General features: G+C 42.6%; 10 protein-coding genes. All 10 read right to left on the bottom strand.

The window, feature by feature from the left end; translation table 11 throughout:
* Positions 1-2: 2 nt before the first annotated feature.
* The 10 genes from BM156_RS08620 to BM156_RS08575 all read right to left on the bottom strand — a co-directional run bounded on the left by BM156_RS08620 (position 3) and on the right by BM156_RS08575 (position 18,006).
* Positions 3-1,598 carry a Gfo/Idh/MocA family protein gene (locus tag BM156_RS08620; protein ID WP_093919463.1) on the bottom strand — a complete coding sequence of 532 codons (1,596 nt, stop codon included), beginning with the start codon at positions 1,596-1,598 and terminating at the stop codon, positions 3-5.
* Positions 1,599-1,608: 10 nt separating this feature from the next.
* Positions 1,609-2,103, bottom strand: a complete 495-nt coding sequence (locus tag BM156_RS08615) for a DoxX family membrane protein (RefSeq protein WP_093919462.1) — start codon at positions 2,101-2,103, stop codon at positions 1,609-1,611.
* A 12-nt stretch (positions 2,104-2,115) separates the two neighbouring features.
* Positions 2,116-5,235 carry a DUF5107 domain-containing protein gene (locus tag BM156_RS08610; protein WP_093919461.1) on the bottom strand — a complete coding sequence of 1,040 codons (3,120 nt, stop codon included), beginning with the start codon at positions 5,233-5,235 and terminating at the stop codon, positions 2,116-2,118.
* Positions 5,236-5,238: 3 nt separating this feature from the next.
* Positions 5,239-6,405 carry a M14 family zinc carboxypeptidase gene (locus BM156_RS08605; RefSeq protein ID WP_170846909.1) on the bottom strand — a complete coding sequence of 389 codons (1,167 nt, stop codon included), beginning with the start codon at positions 6,403-6,405 and terminating at the stop codon, positions 5,239-5,241.
* A 43-nt stretch (positions 6,406-6,448) separates the two neighbouring features.
* A complete protein-coding gene (locus tag BM156_RS08600; RefSeq protein WP_093919459.1) occupies positions 6,449-8,881 on the bottom strand; it encodes a WD40/YVTN/BNR-like repeat-containing protein in 2,433 nt (810 codons plus the stop codon).
* Positions 8,882-8,893: 12 nt separating this feature from the next.
* On the bottom strand, positions 8,894-11,308 hold the full coding sequence (locus tag BM156_RS08595) for a sialidase family protein (RefSeq protein WP_139218241.1): 2,415 nt from the start codon (positions 11,306-11,308) through the stop codon (positions 8,894-8,896).
* A gap of 103 nt (positions 11,309-11,411) precedes the next feature.
* Positions 11,412-12,857, bottom strand: a complete 1,446-nt coding sequence (locus tag BM156_RS08590; protein WP_170846908.1) for a RagB/SusD family nutrient uptake outer membrane protein — start codon at positions 12,855-12,857, stop codon at positions 11,412-11,414.
* A gap of 13 nt (positions 12,858-12,870) precedes the next feature.
* A complete protein-coding gene (locus BM156_RS08585; RefSeq protein ID WP_170846907.1) occupies positions 12,871-16,236 on the bottom strand; it encodes a TonB-dependent receptor in 3,366 nt (1,121 codons plus the stop codon).
* A gap of 170 nt (positions 16,237-16,406) precedes the next feature.
* A complete protein-coding gene (locus tag BM156_RS08580; RefSeq protein ID WP_093919455.1) occupies positions 16,407-17,366 on the bottom strand; it encodes a FecR family protein in 960 nt (319 codons plus the stop codon).
* A 106-nt stretch (positions 17,367-17,472) separates the two neighbouring features.
* On the bottom strand, positions 17,473-18,006 hold the full coding sequence (locus BM156_RS08575) for an RNA polymerase sigma-70 factor (protein ID WP_262987306.1): 534 nt from the start codon (positions 18,004-18,006) through the stop codon (positions 17,473-17,475).
* Positions 18,007-18,113: the final 107 nt, after the last annotated feature.

Genomic DNA, 18,113 nt, shown 5'->3' with positions numbered 1-18,113 from the left:
TTTTAAATGATTTTTCGGGAAATCGGATCCCACTCAACCGTCCGCTTTTCAAGGTATGACCGATGTGCCATTACAATTGTGATTCCCTCTTCAAAAGCCCTTTCAATGTTTGCAGTGGGCGTTTCCCCCGAGCGAATGCAGTCCAGCCATTCTTTTAAATGCAAATGAGTCACATCCACCAGTTTCCCATCAATATAGGTATCCGTGAGGCCGCGCGAAGAATAATACTTTTCAGTGGCCGAAGTCACCGCATCGACATTCCCTGAGTTGGGATTTAAAGTAAGCAAGGGTTCTGAAGGGCTAATCGTTCCATTTTCCAGCTGCTTTTTAAAACGTGTTGAGTTGGAATCAACCGTAATATTGATCGCATTTCCCAGTTCCATTGAAGCCTCATTCCCCATAAAAACACGCCCTCGATTACGGCTACTCGCCAGTGTCGCACTGTACAACATGGTCAATTCATGGTTTGGATATTCAAAGACACAATGAAGCAAATCCGGGATTTCCCGATTATCTTTCCAATAGTAAATTCCGCCTGATGTACTCACAGACCTTGGAATACCTATTCCCAGCAATTGGTTTACAGCATCATACTCATGCGTAAACAGCTGGCCAATCATCCCCATGTCATAGTCGAACCACTTGGTCCAGTTATAAAAACGATCAATGGAAAACGGGACTTTTGGTTTTCCGCCAAGCCATTGCCCCCAGTCGATTGACTGCTCGTCTCCCGGTTTCGCTTGTCCCTTATCATCCAAGTGCCTGATCCAGGCGCCGCTTGCCGTATTTCTGTTTGATGTTGTTTCAATCAAGCTAATTTTTCCGAGGATATTCTTTTGAATGATTTCTTTGGCTTGCTGAAAAATAAAATTCTGAGGAATTTGATGCCCCAACTGATAGGTGATCTTACTCGCTTTAATGACTTTGTATAATTCGTTTATTTCATCTTCGGATTGAGCAGGACTCTTCTCGCAATAAACATGTTTTCCGGCTTTTGCCGCTGCAATCGCCATTGGAGCATGGTGATGATCTGGCGTAGCGATAATAACGGCGTCAATCTCTTTTACCGCCAGCATCTCATGATAATGGCGATAGCGTTTAACCGGAAGCGTTACATCATTAGCCGAAGAATTTATCCTATTACCAGCTGCTTCCAGTCCTCTTTCTGCATGAAGGTCGAACACATCACAAATACCGACAATGGCAATGTTTAGAGACTCCTGCCCAAGCCAGCGATCCAATGCACCGTTTTTTTGCTTCAGTTCCATATCCTCCGGATGCATAAATCCTAAGGCATTCACCAGTTGATTAGCCCGATTGCCAAAGCCTACAATTCCAATCCGGATTAATTCTCCCTTTTCTCTTGCAGTATGCCTGGAAATCGGAGACAAACGAATCTTCCCTAATCCTAATTCGTCAGCAATGGCATGCTGTTGTTGTTTGTCGAACGACCGTTTTTGCAAAACTCCAAGCCCCATCAGGCCTAAAACAGGAATCCCAGCAAACGCTTTTAGCAATGTTCTTCGTTGAATTGCGCTTTTCCTTGGGACTTCCTCTCCCTGATGATTGTAGTTATCTTGCTTTTTATTAGTAGCCATCTTGTGTCTTTTAATTACTGAAATTCTTTCGAAAGTTTACCCTTAATACATCTAATCCAATAAATTGACTCGTTGGAAACACTGCTAGCAAAAATAAGGTAACAGCTTCGATCAACGTCTTACTCACGACCAGATAATTACCTTCATTCGGAATTGAATATTCCAGGCCAATCAGCGGCGGATTATTCAAATAGTAAACCAGCAACAAACCTGCTCCAACAAAAGCGGCTGTTCGGGCATATAAGCCCACAATCAGGCCAATACCAATTGCGATTAGGCCCCAGGTATTCAGCAAGTCAGCCACAGCAAGCACCCGACTATTTCCAATAATCCATTCAGCCATTCCTTGCAACACCCATTTCGACTCACTCAAAAATCCGGCAGAGGACCAATTGGGACTTAGTAATTTGGATAATCCCTCATAAAACAAATGCCATCCAATTAAAAAGCGAAGACTAACCAAGACTGACAATTGCGTTTTCGTCCATATTTTGTGTCGTTCCATATCGTTTTCCTTCTAGTTCAAGTTAGTCAACTGCATGAGTAAGCGATAGTCTGTCGTTTGATTTTCAAGCGAAGAGGCAGAAGACCTTTTTCCCCGGTAGATTTGATCGACCCAAGTCATTATTTCACTTTCGGGGTATTTGGCCAGTCCATGTTTCAATAAAGTCTCTGCTGCTTCAGAATCTCCATGGACATGAAAAGCCCAAACGGTAACCAAATCATTTACGGCCGGCTTATGCCCTCCATCTTTCTCTAAGAACAGGTGATTTTGCATAAGATCATCGATAATTTGCCTGGCCTCAGTGGTCCGTCCTAAGCCATCATAACACAAGTAAAGCATCCACTTTTCCATGCGCTCATCAATTTCAGAAGAATAAGGTTTCCCCACTCCCAAGTTTTCAGGCCACTCCAGAGCCTTATTAACCGTCTCTAAGGCTTTCTTATATTGATATTTCTTTAGCTGATCGAAGGCAAGCATCAGCTGTGCTTCCCGATAAAGCTCCCGTCCTTCTGTTGCACCTTCGTTGGGTAAAATCTGCGCTTGCTGCAAAGAAGAAGCAGCCTTTTTAAATTCGCCATTTCGAATTAAGCATTTGGCATACAAGAGTTCCAAAGGATCATTCTCAGGAAAACGAGACAAATAATCGCGAGCAATAGTTAAAGCTTCTGCAAAATCATGGCTTTCTAAATATGCTTCAATTAACCATTTACCATAGCGCCATTGATTGCGATCTAACTGCATCGCGTATTTCAAATCGTCCAGAGTAACTTCCTTTTTGTTTTTCTGAATTTCAGACTGCAGTTTAAAACGAGCAGCGTAAAATGGTGCATATTCGGGCTCGCTTCCACAATCATCAAAAAGAGAACTCGCCAAGTTCAAATTGTTTTTACTCCAATGAATCAGTCCCAAGTGATATTTCAACATCCAATGATCCGATCTCTTGCGCAGTTGCTCTATCACCTCAGCCGTTTCGCCCCGGAAAGGGAAGCTTAGTTCCAAGTTTAGCTGATCAAATACCACCGGTTGATTCGTTAGATAAGCCAGCCAATAGGCTTGCTCCACCGAATGCGGGGCCAGTTGCAGCACTTGAATGGCTTCATTATTCAAGCCCAATCGCCAATAAAAAACAGCCAGTTCCAGATATGTTTGATCTGGCATTTCAGACCGCACAAGAACTGTGAAGTTTTGTTTTGCCTCCTCCGTTGTGTTCCACAGAAAATGTTCAAATCGAGCAAAATGATTTAATGGATCCAAAGAGTCAATTTTTTCAAGCACAAGCCTTGACTTTTGCCTCTCCCCCTGTAACCGGTAAGCAATTGTTTGCAATTTATAAGCATCCACTGCTTTAACATTGAACTCAAGTGCCTTCTCAGCGTGAGCCACCGCTTGGGACAAATCTCCTTCTTTTAAATACAATGAAGCCAAAGCAATATTGGCAGCACCGCGAAAACCCATATCCATGGCAGCCAGGTCAAATCCATCTTTTGCGTCAGTTATATTTCCTAGTCGATGATTGATCAAACCATAGTAATAGTTCGCTCCTGGATCATAGGTATCTATTCGAAGAGCTTTTATCACCGTTTGCAAAGCATCCTCATAAAGCATCTTTCGGTATTGTAACGAGGCCATTTCAACCAAAGCCGGCAGATAGTTCGGATTGGTCAATAAACATTTCTCGATGAATGGCTCTCCTGCGGCATAATCCCGTTGACTGATCTTCTCTTTCCCTTGAAGAAAAAGCCCATAAGTCGACTCCCAATCAAAATCAGCCGGAGCCTCCATCGGTCGATTCAGTTGATTGTGTTTGGGATTTGCATTGTATACCAGCTTTTGTTTTCCCAATATGACCCTTAAAGAATCCAGACTTCCGTTGAATACTATCGAATCAGCCCAGAGCTCCATTGGCTGGAGGGTTAAGTCAGCCGTATAAACTGTTCGACTTCCATTCGTGACTTTAAGCTCTTCGGCCAATGCTTGCAAAGGATAAAACCAAAGCTTTAACCAACCTTCATCCTGCTTCACATTGAGAACACCATAAGGATTAGCTTCTGCAATTCCCTGCGTTCCTGATGTTGGGAACCAATACTCAGTCCAGGATTCAGAAGCATGCGGAAAGAAACTTCGGTGTTTGAATGGCGTTTGCGTACTTTTTGCGTCAGCCTGGTTGAATAGCCGGCCACTTTGGATTTCCACATACTGACCATCATTATCTGTTAAAAGGTCTTCCCAAATCATGCCCTCTTGCGAAAGTCCCCAAATCCATACTTTACGCCCTGGTTTCTCTCCGTAGGTAGAATAACGAACAGACCCAAAATTCTCATCATGCCAGTAGCCGCCAAAAAAATTCGATCGTTCTCCGACAATATGATACGACTTATAAGTCCCAAAATTGTTGTTCTCGTAAAATGAAAGATCTTTCCCCGTGGCCTGATCCAACGGCCAGCTTGCAGCAACCCCATCGTGCCCAAGATGATGCGTGCCTGGGAAAATGAATTGAAGATTGCCGGCAGCTTTGATGGCCGCATTCATCCAGGTGTAATAAGGTTGCTCTAGTTCTGAAGAGTTGTACCAAAACGAACGCGTGGTAAAATAAGCCTTATCATTTGGAAGGTTTATTTCCAATCGCCAACTGGTATGCGTCAACAAATCCAAAACTCCAATGATGCAACTTACACTTCCATCATCCTTTTTTAGGATTCGATAATCCACCGGCGTTGCACAATTGGGAGTATGTCCCATAATTCCATAGTTTGCTTCAATTCCCCCACTTGTCCATGGGCCACGCATGGCAACATCCCGAAATTTGACGACCTGATTATCATACAGAAATGGTTTTCCTGTACTCTTGTCAATTGCAGTCCATATTTTACCACCGATTTCGGGTAAAATCTGAACTTTCAAAAATTCATTTTCAAGCTCAACAACTTTCCATTCCATCTGTCGAGGTTCATTGGTATAACCATCGTACCGGTAATAGGGGTAAAACTTTCCCATGTTTGGAATCGGATCCGGATCAGAAAACGGATAGCTTGTAAAAACTTTCTGATACTCACGAACAAGTGTATTAGACTGTGAAAATCCCCAACTGGAGATCAACAACAAACCAAGCGCAGTTAGTAATAATTGCTTCATAATCTATTCTTCAAGGGTCCAGTACAAACGGTCGTTCAGTGCATAATCCAACATTTCATCATACAACAGTAGCTGGATATCCAGAATGTCTTCATAAGTTACAAAAGGCTCCGGAATGCGGTCTGAGACCGTCCCATCGTTATTTTCATAAGCAAAAGCCATGGTCCCTGAAAGATTATGCAACGCACAAACCAAATTAAAACTGTCATGCGGCGGAAACTCATCATCTTCCTTGCGAGGAACGCGTAACAATGAATCCGGCATATAGGATAACTGAGCCTCTTTGTAGCGGTTGTTCAGCCTTTTTTCGAGATCGTAAACCCGTTCCTTCATGTACCAAGCTGAATACATCGGATTATAAATGGCCGGAGGAGTTTCATGTGAATGAACTGTAACAGTCATGTCAGGAGCTTCCTTTCTGGTGATCTCTAAAATTGCTTTCGTCTCAGCAGTCATAGGGTGAAAGAATTCATCGTGCATAATATTGACCCCTGCATCATTGAAATAGGACCCTAAAATGCCCACATCACCCACCATGGGATGATTGGATTTGGCTCCTGGCCATCCCCACATGGAACCGTCTTTTCGCGTTCCCTGCCCATACTTGGTGACCATATCCTCGTGTAAACCCAAGAAACTATCATATGGACATCTTCTTCGCCCATCCGGATTAGCGCAAGGGATAATAATCACCCGGCATTGCTCAATCTTTTGTTGCAGTTCTGACCAATCCTGGCCTCGGTAATCTTTTCCGGTTTCAGCAATATGAATTAGATTGACCAAGCCAACAATTCCCTCAACTTCCTGACCGTGCACGGGGCCAATAATAAAAACGACAGGTTTTGTGTCCGGTCCTTTTTGCGCATAATATGCTGGATTTCGAGCTGCCACTGCCGAATTATAATTCGCCTGAGAATGAAATTCTTCTTTTTCACCATAATACACCGCATAAACAGGCAAACCTCCGGGGGAAATAGCAACTGCTTCAACCTTTCCTTTTTCAACCAAGGCAAGTTCTTCATCAATATGCTCTAGTTTTGATTTGAAGAAGAAAGGTAAATCCGTGTTGTTCGGGGGATCTCCTTCAGCTATTTGAACTTGTGCATTGGCTATTTCTATCGAAAAAGTAAAGCACAGAATAATAAGTAGTTTAGTTATTACAGATTTCATTTTATCTAAGTTTAAGTGAATACATTTTATGATTTCTTCTCGTTCAATAGGCAAGTTTTGGTGTTTTGATATCTTCAATCGTTTGCCGGATTCCATTTGCGGGGCCATGCCAAACACCACCTCCAAATGTGATAATGAATATTTTATTCGGATCATTGGGATCAATCTCCACTCTTTTCCCCCACTTGAAATTGTATCCCTTTATTCGGGTCCAGCTTCTGCCCCCATCAACTGAGCGATAGGCAGAACCATTGAACCCGCAGGCATAATAGGTTTTGTTTCGGGGATCATAACTGAGGTCATGAATGTGCTGATCTTCAACCAAAACATTCGACCATGTTTTTCCTTCGTCTTGCGAAAGGTAAATTCCTCCTCCCTCGTCCGGGGAGAACTTTCCATCGCTTTTTCGTCCCCAGGCAGACAGCAGAAAGTGCGTGGAATCGAAAGCATCCATAATCAAAGAAGTTGGCGCATTGACACCAGAAGGCATTTTCACTTCTTGCCAGGTTTCAGCATTGTCATCCGAACGATAAAGGACACCGTCATCCTCATTCCCAATGCTTCCATCCTCGCTGCGTCTGCTCTGGATTAAAAACAGAACGCCATCCTGCTTTCGCCTTTCAATCCTCCAGGCAAGTGGTTCATTTCCTCTTATTCCCTTATTCCTCAGCTGCCAACTCTGTCCGCCATCAACCGATTTGTAAACACCTTTTCCAAAGGCACAGGCATATAAAATTCGCTGATCCGGATCACTATCCTCATCAATTACAATATTCGTAAAAGCAGCTTCTCTAAGTTGATTGCTTACAGGAGTCCATGTACGACCTGCATTTTCAGAGAATAAAATCCCTCCCTTAAAATTCTCGATTCCTCCAGTTCTCCACATTTTAGGCCTTGGAAGATCATGCGTTCCACTCATAACCGCCCAAACTCTTCCAGCTATGTCCGGATCAAACACCAGCCAGTAAGTGCTGTTTATCCAACTTGCAGGAATCCCATTATTTCGAGTTGCACTCTCCCAACTCTCACCACCATCAAAACTTTTCATCAATCCGGTATCGGTGTTCAGCAGAAAAACATGCTTCCGATCGAAAGGGTCAAACACGATTCCGTAACCGGTAGTCACTTGTAAACCCTTGGAACGCCATCCCCCATTTTCCAATTTATTGCTATAAACTTGTTGCCAGCTTTTACCTCCATCAGTTGTTTTAATTGTTCGTCCAAAGTCTGTTGTGTAGACAATATTGGGATTTGTAGGAGCAATGCCAATGGCAAAAGGATTTTCGCCCCAGCCCGGGCCAAAGCGTTCATTCAACCAGCCCCCATGAAAATTTGCAGCAGGAAAGCTTTTCCCATTTGAGAATTGGTCAATCCAGGATAACTCCCAGGTTTGACCATAATCCTGGCTTTTAGCGACTCCAACTGCTTCTGTTTGTTTATCGATCGTCAAGTTGTTAAAGGACACATAGACAACCTCCGGATTATCGCGACATGTTGATATGCTTCTCCACTCCGGGGCAGCTGCTCCTTCTTCATGCAAACGAAGAAGCCCCCCCTGACGGTTTTCCCATGTTTCCCCACCATCTTCGCTGTAAAAAATTCCTAAAAGCTCCTTGGTTGCATTAAAATAGCCTTTACCCGAAATAGCATAAATGATGAATTTATCCTCCTTCGAATTGAATCCAGCAGAATAATTGGTTACATAGTTTACGCCTGATGGACCTGAATTTCTTTTCCAGATCCCATTTTTTCGAACAAACACGGAGTTTTTCCCCGTAACGAATATTGTACGGTCATTTATTGGAGATAATGGGCGAATGAAAACATTTTGGATGCCATCTTCTAAATCCCGCTCTTTCTTCCAATGCAATCCTCCATCATTCGAAATAAACAGGGCTGTCAAACCATCACTCTTAAAAACAGCAAACAACTTTTCAGAGTTAGCCGGATCAACAGCCAGAGCAAGAACGCTGCTTTCCGTCCTATCCTTGGTAACAATCTTTTCCTGGGCGTGATCTCCTTTGGAAACAAGGCCAACAACCTCCTCTGGCGATGGGCATACAAGGCTCCAGCTAATTCCTTTATCAATACTTTTGAATAAACCGATGGAATTTGCGTAGATCGTATTTGAATCAACCGGATCAAACACAAAAAAGTTAACCGCCCCACGAAGATTGAACATTCGCCATGATTGGCCTCCATTGTAGGTTATAAAAGAACCAGTCATATCACAACTCACCAAGGCAATCTTAGGGTCATGGGGACTTACTGTAGGACAAAACATTGCCCCACCTCCGCCAGGACCAACATAATCCCAATCACCATCTGCGCCTTCTCCTAAATTCCTCTGGCCACTAGACAATGAATAACACGAGCTTATCTCGTAAAAACAGATAGGAATCAAGGCAATCAAAAAAAGCACTCGAAGGATTTTCTGATAGCCCCGCACTTGAATTATTTGATGATCTTTTGCCATTGTAACTAACTCCTATTCTGTTGCTGATAGACCATGCCAAACACTCGATCCAAAAGTGGTAATGTAGATTTTATCCAAGTCATTCTCATCAATAACAACACGATGTCCCCAGTGAAAATCGTAACCTTTAATCTTTTTCCAACTCTGTCCGTAATCATCACTTCGGTATGCGGCCTGATTGAACGTGCAACAATAAAGACGCCCTGGATGATATGGATCAACGGTTACATCATAGACATATAGATCATTGTCTAAAAGTTGTTCCCAAGTTTTACCGCCATCAGCAGAAGTCCACACCCCTCCAGCCATATCGATCAACTCATTTCCGCCGGTTTCCCGGGCCACATCGGCTCCAATCAAATCACTTAGAAAAATATCGGACCAACAAGCCAGATAAAGTCGATCCGGGTTTAAAGGATCAACAGCAATTCCATTTGCAAATATGGCTTGCTCCGTTACACGAAGTTGCTCCCAGGTTTCAGCTCCATTCACCGATTTGTATACTGCTCCCTGACTATAAGCTCGTCTTAGCTTTCCATCGCTATGCTTTGGCGTGGGACAGACAACCAGGAACAAATCACCGTTCTCTGACAGGCTTAATTCGAAAGAGCCCGTTGGGTTCTCAATTCCCTGGTTCATTATGGTCCAACTATGTCCATCATCGGTTGATTTATACACTCCTTTGCTGTAAACACTTGCGTAAAGCGTCCGATGATTTGGGCGAGAAAAAGGATCCAGTAATATGGAAGTCACCGGAGAGTCACTCCCCATCCCCTCAATCAGTGGTTCCCAAGAACCACCACCGTCAACCGAGAGGCAAACTCCTCCTTGTGCATGTTCTTTCCATTTCGGCGAGCGAGTCATTTTCCCTCGGGGAAAATCATGCATCGAAGACCATGCGGACCAAACTTTTCCCCGTACTGAAGGATCGAATACCATCCAATAGCAAGTATTGACCCAACGACCAGGAACGCCCGCAACTGATCGCTTCCAGCTTTCACCCTCATTATAAGAATGATGAAATCCTATATCGGTGAAACTAAGTGCCAAATGACTGCTATCCCAAGGATCAAAATGAACCCCATACGAAGTGGTAACGTCCATTCCGCGGCTTGTGTAGGTTTTATCCTCATGAGGCTGGCTATACACTTCCTTCCAGCTCTTACCGCCATCCATCGTCTTCATTGTACGGTACCAATCTGTTACAATCGCAACATTGCCATCCTTTGGGTAAACCCCAACATCAATCAATCGAATATATTCTCCACCAAAAGCTTCTTTCACCCATGCATCGTTCAGGTTTTCAGCGTCCAGACCATCTTTTATTCCATATTGACCGGAGCCACCTCCTCCTTTCCAAACCCAATTCCAATGTTCTCCGGCATCAGCAGATGCTATGGCTCCATACCAAAATTTTCGGGTTCCATTTTCCTCTTCACTCAAATAACGATTTGCGATCAAATAAACTTTAGCAGCATCATTCTCGGCACAAGCAATTTGACTATAGCTTGGCACTTCCCCACCTTCCTCATTGGTAATCAAAGGAGAATCAATTCGATTCCAGCTAACACCAAAGTCCTCCGTGAAAAACACGTCTGTTGGAGCAAATTCGTTTTGAGTTGATTCACGCTGATGAAGTGAGTAGAATACGACCTTACCATCTTCGGCCTTTACACCTCCAGTTACAGATGCAATGGGGCTCATCCCCTCAGGAAGCACATTAGATGTCAATGACTTATCGTTTCGGTTAAATACAAATAGCGACTTATGAGTAAAAAGATAAACTTCATCTCCTGTTTGAGAAGCATAGCTATAAATCAGTGGCGCATCCAAAGGAATTTCATGCCAGCTTTTTCCTGCGTTAAACGAACAAATAAATCGATCTCCTTTTCCGAGGTAAATATTTTCGGGTCTAACCGGATCAATCCGAATCATTTGGATTCGACTATTATCGGCATTATCCGTTTCCGACAATTTGGTTCTTAAGTGATAATTAGCATGATCACCCAAGAAATATTCCTCAACGACATCTTCTCTAGGAGGAAATATTTGTTCCCAGGTATTTCCTCCATCTTTAGACCGAATTAGTTTATTCGATCCCAGGTAAATTGTCTCACGATTAGTTGGGTCATAGGCATAAGCTGTTGCCCCATTAGGCACATTCACTTGGGAGTATGACTCTCCCCCATCCTCCGTGAGATAAGAACCTGTCATGTCACACCGCACAATAAACTCATCAGCAGTATGGTATGAGAAAGTAGGAATAAAGGTTGAACCTCCACCTCCAGGACCTATTCTTACCCAAGAATCCTCATTTTCCGTAAGCGTCTGATTTGTATTGGTACAAGTTGCCAAGCACAAAAATGCCAATATAAGCCCTGGCCCACAGAGCATTGTAATTCGGCGTGTCACAAAAAATCTAATCATGGTATAACCAATAAAGGCAGGGATATATGCCAAGCCGACACACGGCTCAGCATATATTTGCAGTGTTTGTTAGGAGTCCAGCCAGACTTCCCAAACTCAAAAATTAATTGCTGTATCCTGGATTTTGCTCCAGTAGTTCATTCAGATTCAGATCGATTTCCGGAATCGGAAACAAGTAATCATCCTCGCTAAAATTGGCTAAGTAATCAGGACGAGCAGTTACCTGATCCAAAATTCGCTTACGACAGATATCAAACCAGCGATCTGCATTTTCGAACACCAACTCCCAACTCCGTTCCTGAATAACAGCGGCATCAAAATCGGCTTGGCTCATCGCCGTGGATAGCTTCGGATGAAGTGGGTTCTCCTCATAATTGTTTGCTCGATCAATTACCTGGTTGATTGCGTCAACAGCCTTGTCCGTAGGACCTCCGTTAGCCATATTTGCAGCTTCTGCGTAAATCAAAAGCACATCAGCATACCTTATCACCGGCCAGTTCATTGTTGACGAATAACCGTTGAAATCATCCTCAGACAGGTAAAAGAAAAACTTCTTACAAAAGGGTGTTTGCTCAGCAAAATCGGTATAAGGAACACCTTCCCATTCTAAAAGAAGATAGGCATCTTTGCGCACTTGATCGGGCCAGCCATGCTCAAAAGTAGTATCAATAGCTGCATCACCCCAGCCGCCATCAGCATAAACTGAAGGAGCCCAAATTTGTGGATCGGTAGCAATATCATCATAAGTTGAATTGTAACTCCACATCATCTCCGGGCCATATTTATTTTCAAGCTTAAATACATCGGTTATGCCTGGGACCAATGAGTAGTTTCCCGATTCGATAACTTGCAAAGCTACATCTGCAGCTTTCTGATAGTTTGATGATTCATTCAATGGATAAGTTGCCATAGTCAGGTATACCTTTGCCAGTATTCCTTGTGCTGCTCCTTTGGTTGGTTTTCCAGGTTCTCCAGTCCAGCTCTCCGGCAGTTTTGATGATGCAAAAATCAAATCGCTAACGATCAAATTATACACATCGGCAATGGATGATCTTGGTAAAGGATTGGCAATTGGGTCAGGTGTTTCATCTGTAATTAGTGGTACACCTCCAAACATGCGAACCAGCATAAAGTAATTATGAGCCCTTAAGAACAAACCTTGGGCTAACAACAAATCCTTCGCTTCATCAGTTGCCCCTTTTACATTACCCGCTTTAATGGAGGCAATCGCATTGTTAATGTTGTGCAAGGCACCGTAATGCATCCGCCACAAGCCATCGCCATTATCCAAGCCAATATTTAAGTTTCCTCCAGCAAGTTGGTCATCATGGCGAAACGGACCATAGCCATATCCATAGCCTCCCCAATATCTCCATAAATAATTAAGCGATGCCGCATAAGCAGCCTCAATCTGCGACGTTGAGTTTCCAAAGCTTTGAGGCGAAACAAAACTTTGCGGATCTTCATCCAGGCTTTTACAAGAAACCTGGAACAGCAGCAAAGCAATTAGCCAATAATACAAGTAACTATGATATCTATTTTTTTTCATGGTTTTTTCTGTTTTAGAATGAAACATCGATTCCGAAAGTGAATGTTTTTGCCGTTGGATAGTTGCTTAAATCAACTCCAATTTGGGCATCATTACTGTTGTATGAGCTCACTTCAGGGTCATAACCTGAGTAATTGGTAAAGGTGATTAAGTTGGTTGCACTCACATAAGCTTTCAAATGACCAATCCCCCATTCTTTCAATAAGAAAGAAGGAATATTGTAGGTAAGTGTGATATTCTTCAAACGTATGTAGGAACCATCTTCTACCCAACGACTCAAACGTTGATCATCACCACGCCCCAATTGTATTGTGCTGGTAAGGGCTGCATCCAAACGTGTTCGCTCATCGATAAAAGCAGGCACATCCGTATCCTGATTCTCTGGTGTCCATCGGTCTAACAGCCGAACGCTGGTTCCTTCATCTCCTCCTTCAAGTCGGATTCTTCCCTGATTGAAAATATCATTTCCTTTAGAACCTTGAATTAAAGCCGTTAACTCGAAACCTTTATAAGAGAAACGGTTTGTAAAACCGAATATGAAATCGGGAATTGAGTTTCCAATAACCTTTATATCACTCGGAGTTATTTTACCATCTTTATCGACATCGGTATACTTAATATCCCCTGGAAGTTGGCCGTACTTAGCCGCTTCTGCTTCTTCGCTCTGGGGCCAAGTTCCAACCGTTTCGTAGCCATACATTTGTCCAAAAGGTTCGCCAACTCTTAGCTGCATAAAGCCATTTCGAAGACCATACCCACCGTAAGTCGTTCTGAATTCCAAACGATCATTCTCGCCTAAATCCAGAACCTCATTGCGGTTCCATGAAATATTAACTCCTGTATTCCATTTGAAGGCACCAACCAAGGGGTCTCCAGTCAAGGCAATCTCAAAGCCTTTATTCTCAACCGATCCGACATTATCAATCACACTCCTCAAACCCGTGTAGCTCGGAAGTGTCCGATTAAGCAAAAGGTCTTCAGTTGTCTTTTTGTACCAGTCAACTGTCGCATTTATCCGACTATCCAAAAGACCAATATCAATTCCCAGGTTTAACTGTTCGGTGCTTTCCCATTTCAAGTTGAGATTATGAGCACTGGCAATACGAAATCCCAAATTCGTTGAGTTTCCCCCATTGTAAGGATAGTTAAAACCGGATTCCATTGAAGCAATTGTTTGGTATGGACTGATTGCCTGATTACCTGTAATTCCCCAACTTCCTCTTAGTTTCAGGTTTGAAAAAAAGCTCCAATCCTTGATAAAGGACTCTTCAGAAGCTCGCCACGCCAATGAAACCGATGGAAAATAGCCCCACTTATTGTTGTCGCCAAAAACCGAGGAACCATCAGCTCGGTAGGTGGCTGTCAGTAAATACTTGTTGGCATAAGCATAGTTAATTCTACCTAAAAAAGAATTAATTACCCGTTCCTCCAAGTGGGAGTATTTCTCCGAAATTTGATCAGCTCCTCCTAAATCATTAATTCCAGTTTGGTCAACGGTGAATTTAGATGCGACCAATCCAAAATCTTCCAACTTTTCAAATTGCTGTTCACCAACGCCAACAATCGTTAAATCGTGAACCCCATTCCACTTATTTGAATAAGTCAAGATATTCGAGTTTTGATAGCGGGAGAACAAGCTAGAATGAAGTGTACCATAGCCTAGTTTTCCACCAACTGGCTTTCCTTCCCATGTTAAGCTGTTGTAATAACTTTTGTTATTGATATTTCGCACGGTAGCACCCCCTGTAACCTTCAACTTCAACCCGTTAATAATCTCATACTCCAAGTACGTATTAAGGTTGTTTCGAACGGTGTTATTTTTCATGTCAGGCTCTACTGCTGCCGCCAAGGGATTCCAGGTATCAAAAGCACCATACTCAACCGGGTGGCGATTGTAGTTGCCGTTCTCATCATACGGAGGTGTTGTGGGATCCCAACGCGGAGCAATATTTACCGCTTGCCCTAAAAAGCTAAGAGCTGATCCTCCCCCATAAGGAGGTGAACTTCCCGTTTCTTTGGCACCATCCCAATTCAATCCGAAGTGCAACTTTTCACTGATTTCGGCACTCAAGTTCACCCGTAAGTTGAAACGTTTGTATTCCGAATTCAAGAGAATACCTTCCTGATCAAGATAAGCTCCAGAAACCATGTAAGTCATGTTTTCCGTTCCTCCACCCAAGGACAGCTGATGATTTTGAATGGGTGCAACCCGGTATATTTCATTCTGCCAATCCGTTCCTCCGCTACGCTCGAATCCGCTAATTTCTTCGTCTGTAAAAATTGGAGTTGGCGTTCCCGAGGCATTTTGAGTTGCTCGCCAGGCATTCCGAGTACGTGCATAATCCGCAGCTCCCATCAAATCCAGCTTATCTCTTATTGCCTGAATCCCATAGCTATAACTGTAACTAATTACTGGCTTTCCCTTTTTCCCACTTTTAGTCGTGATCAGGATAACTCCATTAGCTCCTCTAGCTCCATAAATTGCAGTAGCCGAAGCATCTTTCAAAATCTCCAACGACTCAATATCATTCGGATTTAAGGCATTCAAGTTACCTCCTTGTAAGTCATCAATTACAACCAAGGCATTATTGCCACCATTGATTGAGTTCATCCCCCGAACACGAATTGTTGTTTCAGCTCCCGGTGCTCCAGCAGTATTCAGAACCAACACCCCCGAAGCCCGTCCTTGCAATGCCTGGTCAACTCGCTGCATCGGCATCTGGGCTAAATCTTCACCCTTTACCGAGCTGACCGACCCCGTGATATCACTTTTTCTCAATGTTCCATAACCTACTGCAACAACTTCTTCCAAGCCAATCGCTTTTTCGCGCATCTCTACCTGAATAACCGAACGGCCTTCCACTGCAACTTCCATTGTTTCCATCCCTACAAATGAGAAAATAAGGATTCCATTTGTTGGTACATCCGCCAATGTAAAACTCCCTTCGCTATCTGTAATTGTTCCTTGTGTACTCCCCTTCAGCAAAACGGTTAATCCCGGAAGAGGTAAGCCCGAGGAATCCGTGACTGTCCCCTTAACCGTCAATCTCTGTTCGGTTTGATCAAAGGACCATTGAACATCAGATCGTGAAATAATAACAACATTGTCAACAATTTTGTAGTGAATATCACTTGAATCAAAAACCTGATTTAAAATATCTTCCACACTTGCATCAGCGACCTTAATATCAACTTTCCGAGAAATATCCAGATCGTCATTACTGTAAAAAAAATGTAAATCACTTTGCAGCTTGATCTCATCAAAAACCTCCTTTATGGTAACATTCCGATAATTCAAATTAAACCGGCCTTGTTGCGAATAGGTCTTTCCTGAAGCAGCAAAAATTCCTATTAAAAAAAGCAAGATCGTTAGTTTCATACACAACAATAATTTAGGCGAAAAATACCGCCACCGCATTCGCGGATAAAATTGTTTTTTTTTCATAAGTTTGTGATTGAGTGTTAAACTTGCTAATACCCGTTCTGCTAAAACTGGTATTAGGATTTGTAAGACCGAAGGATGTTACCAGCATTCTCCGGTCTTTCTTTTTATTTTGCTTTAATCATGATTTGGTCATCTTTTCGTTCAAATTTTACTCGATTAATTTCTTCAATAATGTTTAAGGTGTAATCCAGCGACCTTTCTTTATCAATTACTCCAGAAAAGCGATAAGCTTTAATCGAATCGCTTTCAAAAACAAATTTTATGTCGTACCAACGCTCCAACAACAGCACCAAGTCGGATAGTGATTCATTATTGAAATGATGTTTTCCCAAGTGCCAAGAGGTATATTCCGACGTATTAACTCTTGCTTTGCTAATTGCTCCAGACTCCTTTGTTAATTGCACCCGCTCACCAGGACTTAAGACCAATGCTCGGCTTCCCTCTAAAAAGTGCACTTCGCCTTCAATCAAAACGGTTTCAATCGTATTTTCCTCGGTATAGGCTCGTACATTAAATCTGGTTCCGGCAACCTTGATCTGGGCAAGTCCTGTTTCAACTAAAAAGGGAAGCTTTGCATTTTTAGTAACATCAAATAAAGCTTCGCCTTCTAAATAGACTGTTCGTTCTGATCGGTTAAATGATTGAGCATATCTGATCGTAGAGCCAGCATTCAGCCAGACATTCGTTCCATCAAACAACGTGAAATTTGTAATCTGACCATTAGGAGAGCTAATCGTAGCATAGCTGTTATTGCTGAACTGAGCGTACCTCCCTAACCAATAGGTAGCACCTGACAACAACAAAGACAAAATCAAAATACTGGCATACCGCAAATACGTCCTTCGGCTATTTCGGGGCTTTAAATCCCGATGCAAGCTATTCCAAGCCTGATCAACATTTTTTAAACCCAACACGGTATTAACCTTTCCGCGCACTTCAAAAATCCGATGCACAGCCTTCTTGTCTTGTACATCATCTCCCTGAATGAACTGACTTCCATCTTCTTTTTTTTCATGAAGAGTTGCAGCCCATTCCTCCCACTTATTTTGTTCTTTCTGTTCCATCGTATTGGTAAGACACAGAAAATCAAAAAGAGGGTGAAAACAATATGATTTTTTTTTGATCTCCGGTAAGACAATCGGTCGATGAACCGACCTAAGATACCGCAAGCTAATGCATTAATTGGCGGAAAGGAAGAATAAATAAATTCAAGAAATACGACTTTAACTTTTCTCTCAATATCTTATAAGCAATGCCCATCTGCGTTTTTATCGTATTTTTTGAAAGGTTAAGACGCTCGGCAATCTCATTATAAGTCAAATCATCCTGATAGGCCAGTAAGAAAATCTTTTTACATTGCGGAGGAAGCATTTCAATTGATCGGGCAATGCGAACCGCCAGCTCTTCATCAGCATAAACAGATTGTTCTTCGTCAACAGCTAGTTCTTTTGCTGCATCCGTTAGCTGGTCAAACTGTCTGGAACGCTCCAAGTAGTTGAGACTACGATTTCGAACTGCTCGTAACAAGTATTGCTTTAAGTTACTCTCAATCGTCAGTTCATTTCGCTTTTGCCATAAGCCCATAAAAGTCTCTTGAACGATATCTTCAGCAATTTGCTGATCCTTCAAATAGCGTAGAGCAACCAAACAAGCCAAATGGTAGTTCATTCTGAAAAAGTGCTCAAATGATGAAACACTTTGCAAAATCAAATTTCTATGTTCTCCACTTTTCAAAAAAAAGAGCTGTAATTAATCCTTATTAAGCCTATTAGCACAAGCCACCAATTGATAACAAAAATAAGAGAAGCTTG

The organism is Sunxiuqinia elliptica (assembly GCF_900113005.1).
Taxonomy (GTDB): domain Bacteria; phylum Bacteroidota; class Bacteroidia; order Bacteroidales; family Prolixibacteraceae; genus Sunxiuqinia; species Sunxiuqinia elliptica.
This window is presented reverse-complemented; position numbering and strand designations above follow the sequence as displayed.

Coding starts and splice junctions, on each gene's coding strand:
- BM156_RS08580 (WP_093919455.1), bottom strand. CDS start 17,366: ATGGAACAGAAAGAACAAAATAAGTGGGAGGAATGGGCTGCAACTCTT.
- BM156_RS08595 (WP_139218241.1), bottom strand. CDS start 11,308: ATGATTAGATTTTTTGTGACACGCCGAATTACAATGCTCTGTGGGCCA.
- BM156_RS08610 (WP_093919461.1), bottom strand. CDS start 5,235: ATGAAGCAATTATTACTAACTGCGCTTGGTTTGTTGTTGATCTCCAGT.
- BM156_RS08615 (WP_093919462.1), bottom strand. CDS start 2,103: ATGGAACGACACAAAATATGGACGAAAACGCAATTGTCAGTCTTGGTT.
- BM156_RS08620 (WP_093919463.1), bottom strand. CDS start 1,598: ATGGCTACTAATAAAAAGCAAGATAACTACAATCATCAGGGAGAGGAA.
- BM156_RS08585 (WP_170846907.1), bottom strand. CDS start 16,236: ATGAAACTAACGATCTTGCTTTTTTTAATAGGAATTTTTGCTGCTTCA.
- BM156_RS08605 (WP_170846909.1), bottom strand. CDS start 6,405: ATGAAATCTGTAATAACTAAACTACTTATTATTCTGTGCTTTACTTTT.
- BM156_RS08600 (WP_093919459.1), bottom strand. CDS start 8,881: ATGGCAAAAGATCATCAAATAATTCAAGTGCGGGGCTATCAGAAAATC.
- BM156_RS08590 (WP_170846908.1), bottom strand. CDS start 12,857: ATGAAAAAAAATAGATATCATAGTTACTTGTATTATTGGCTAATTGCT.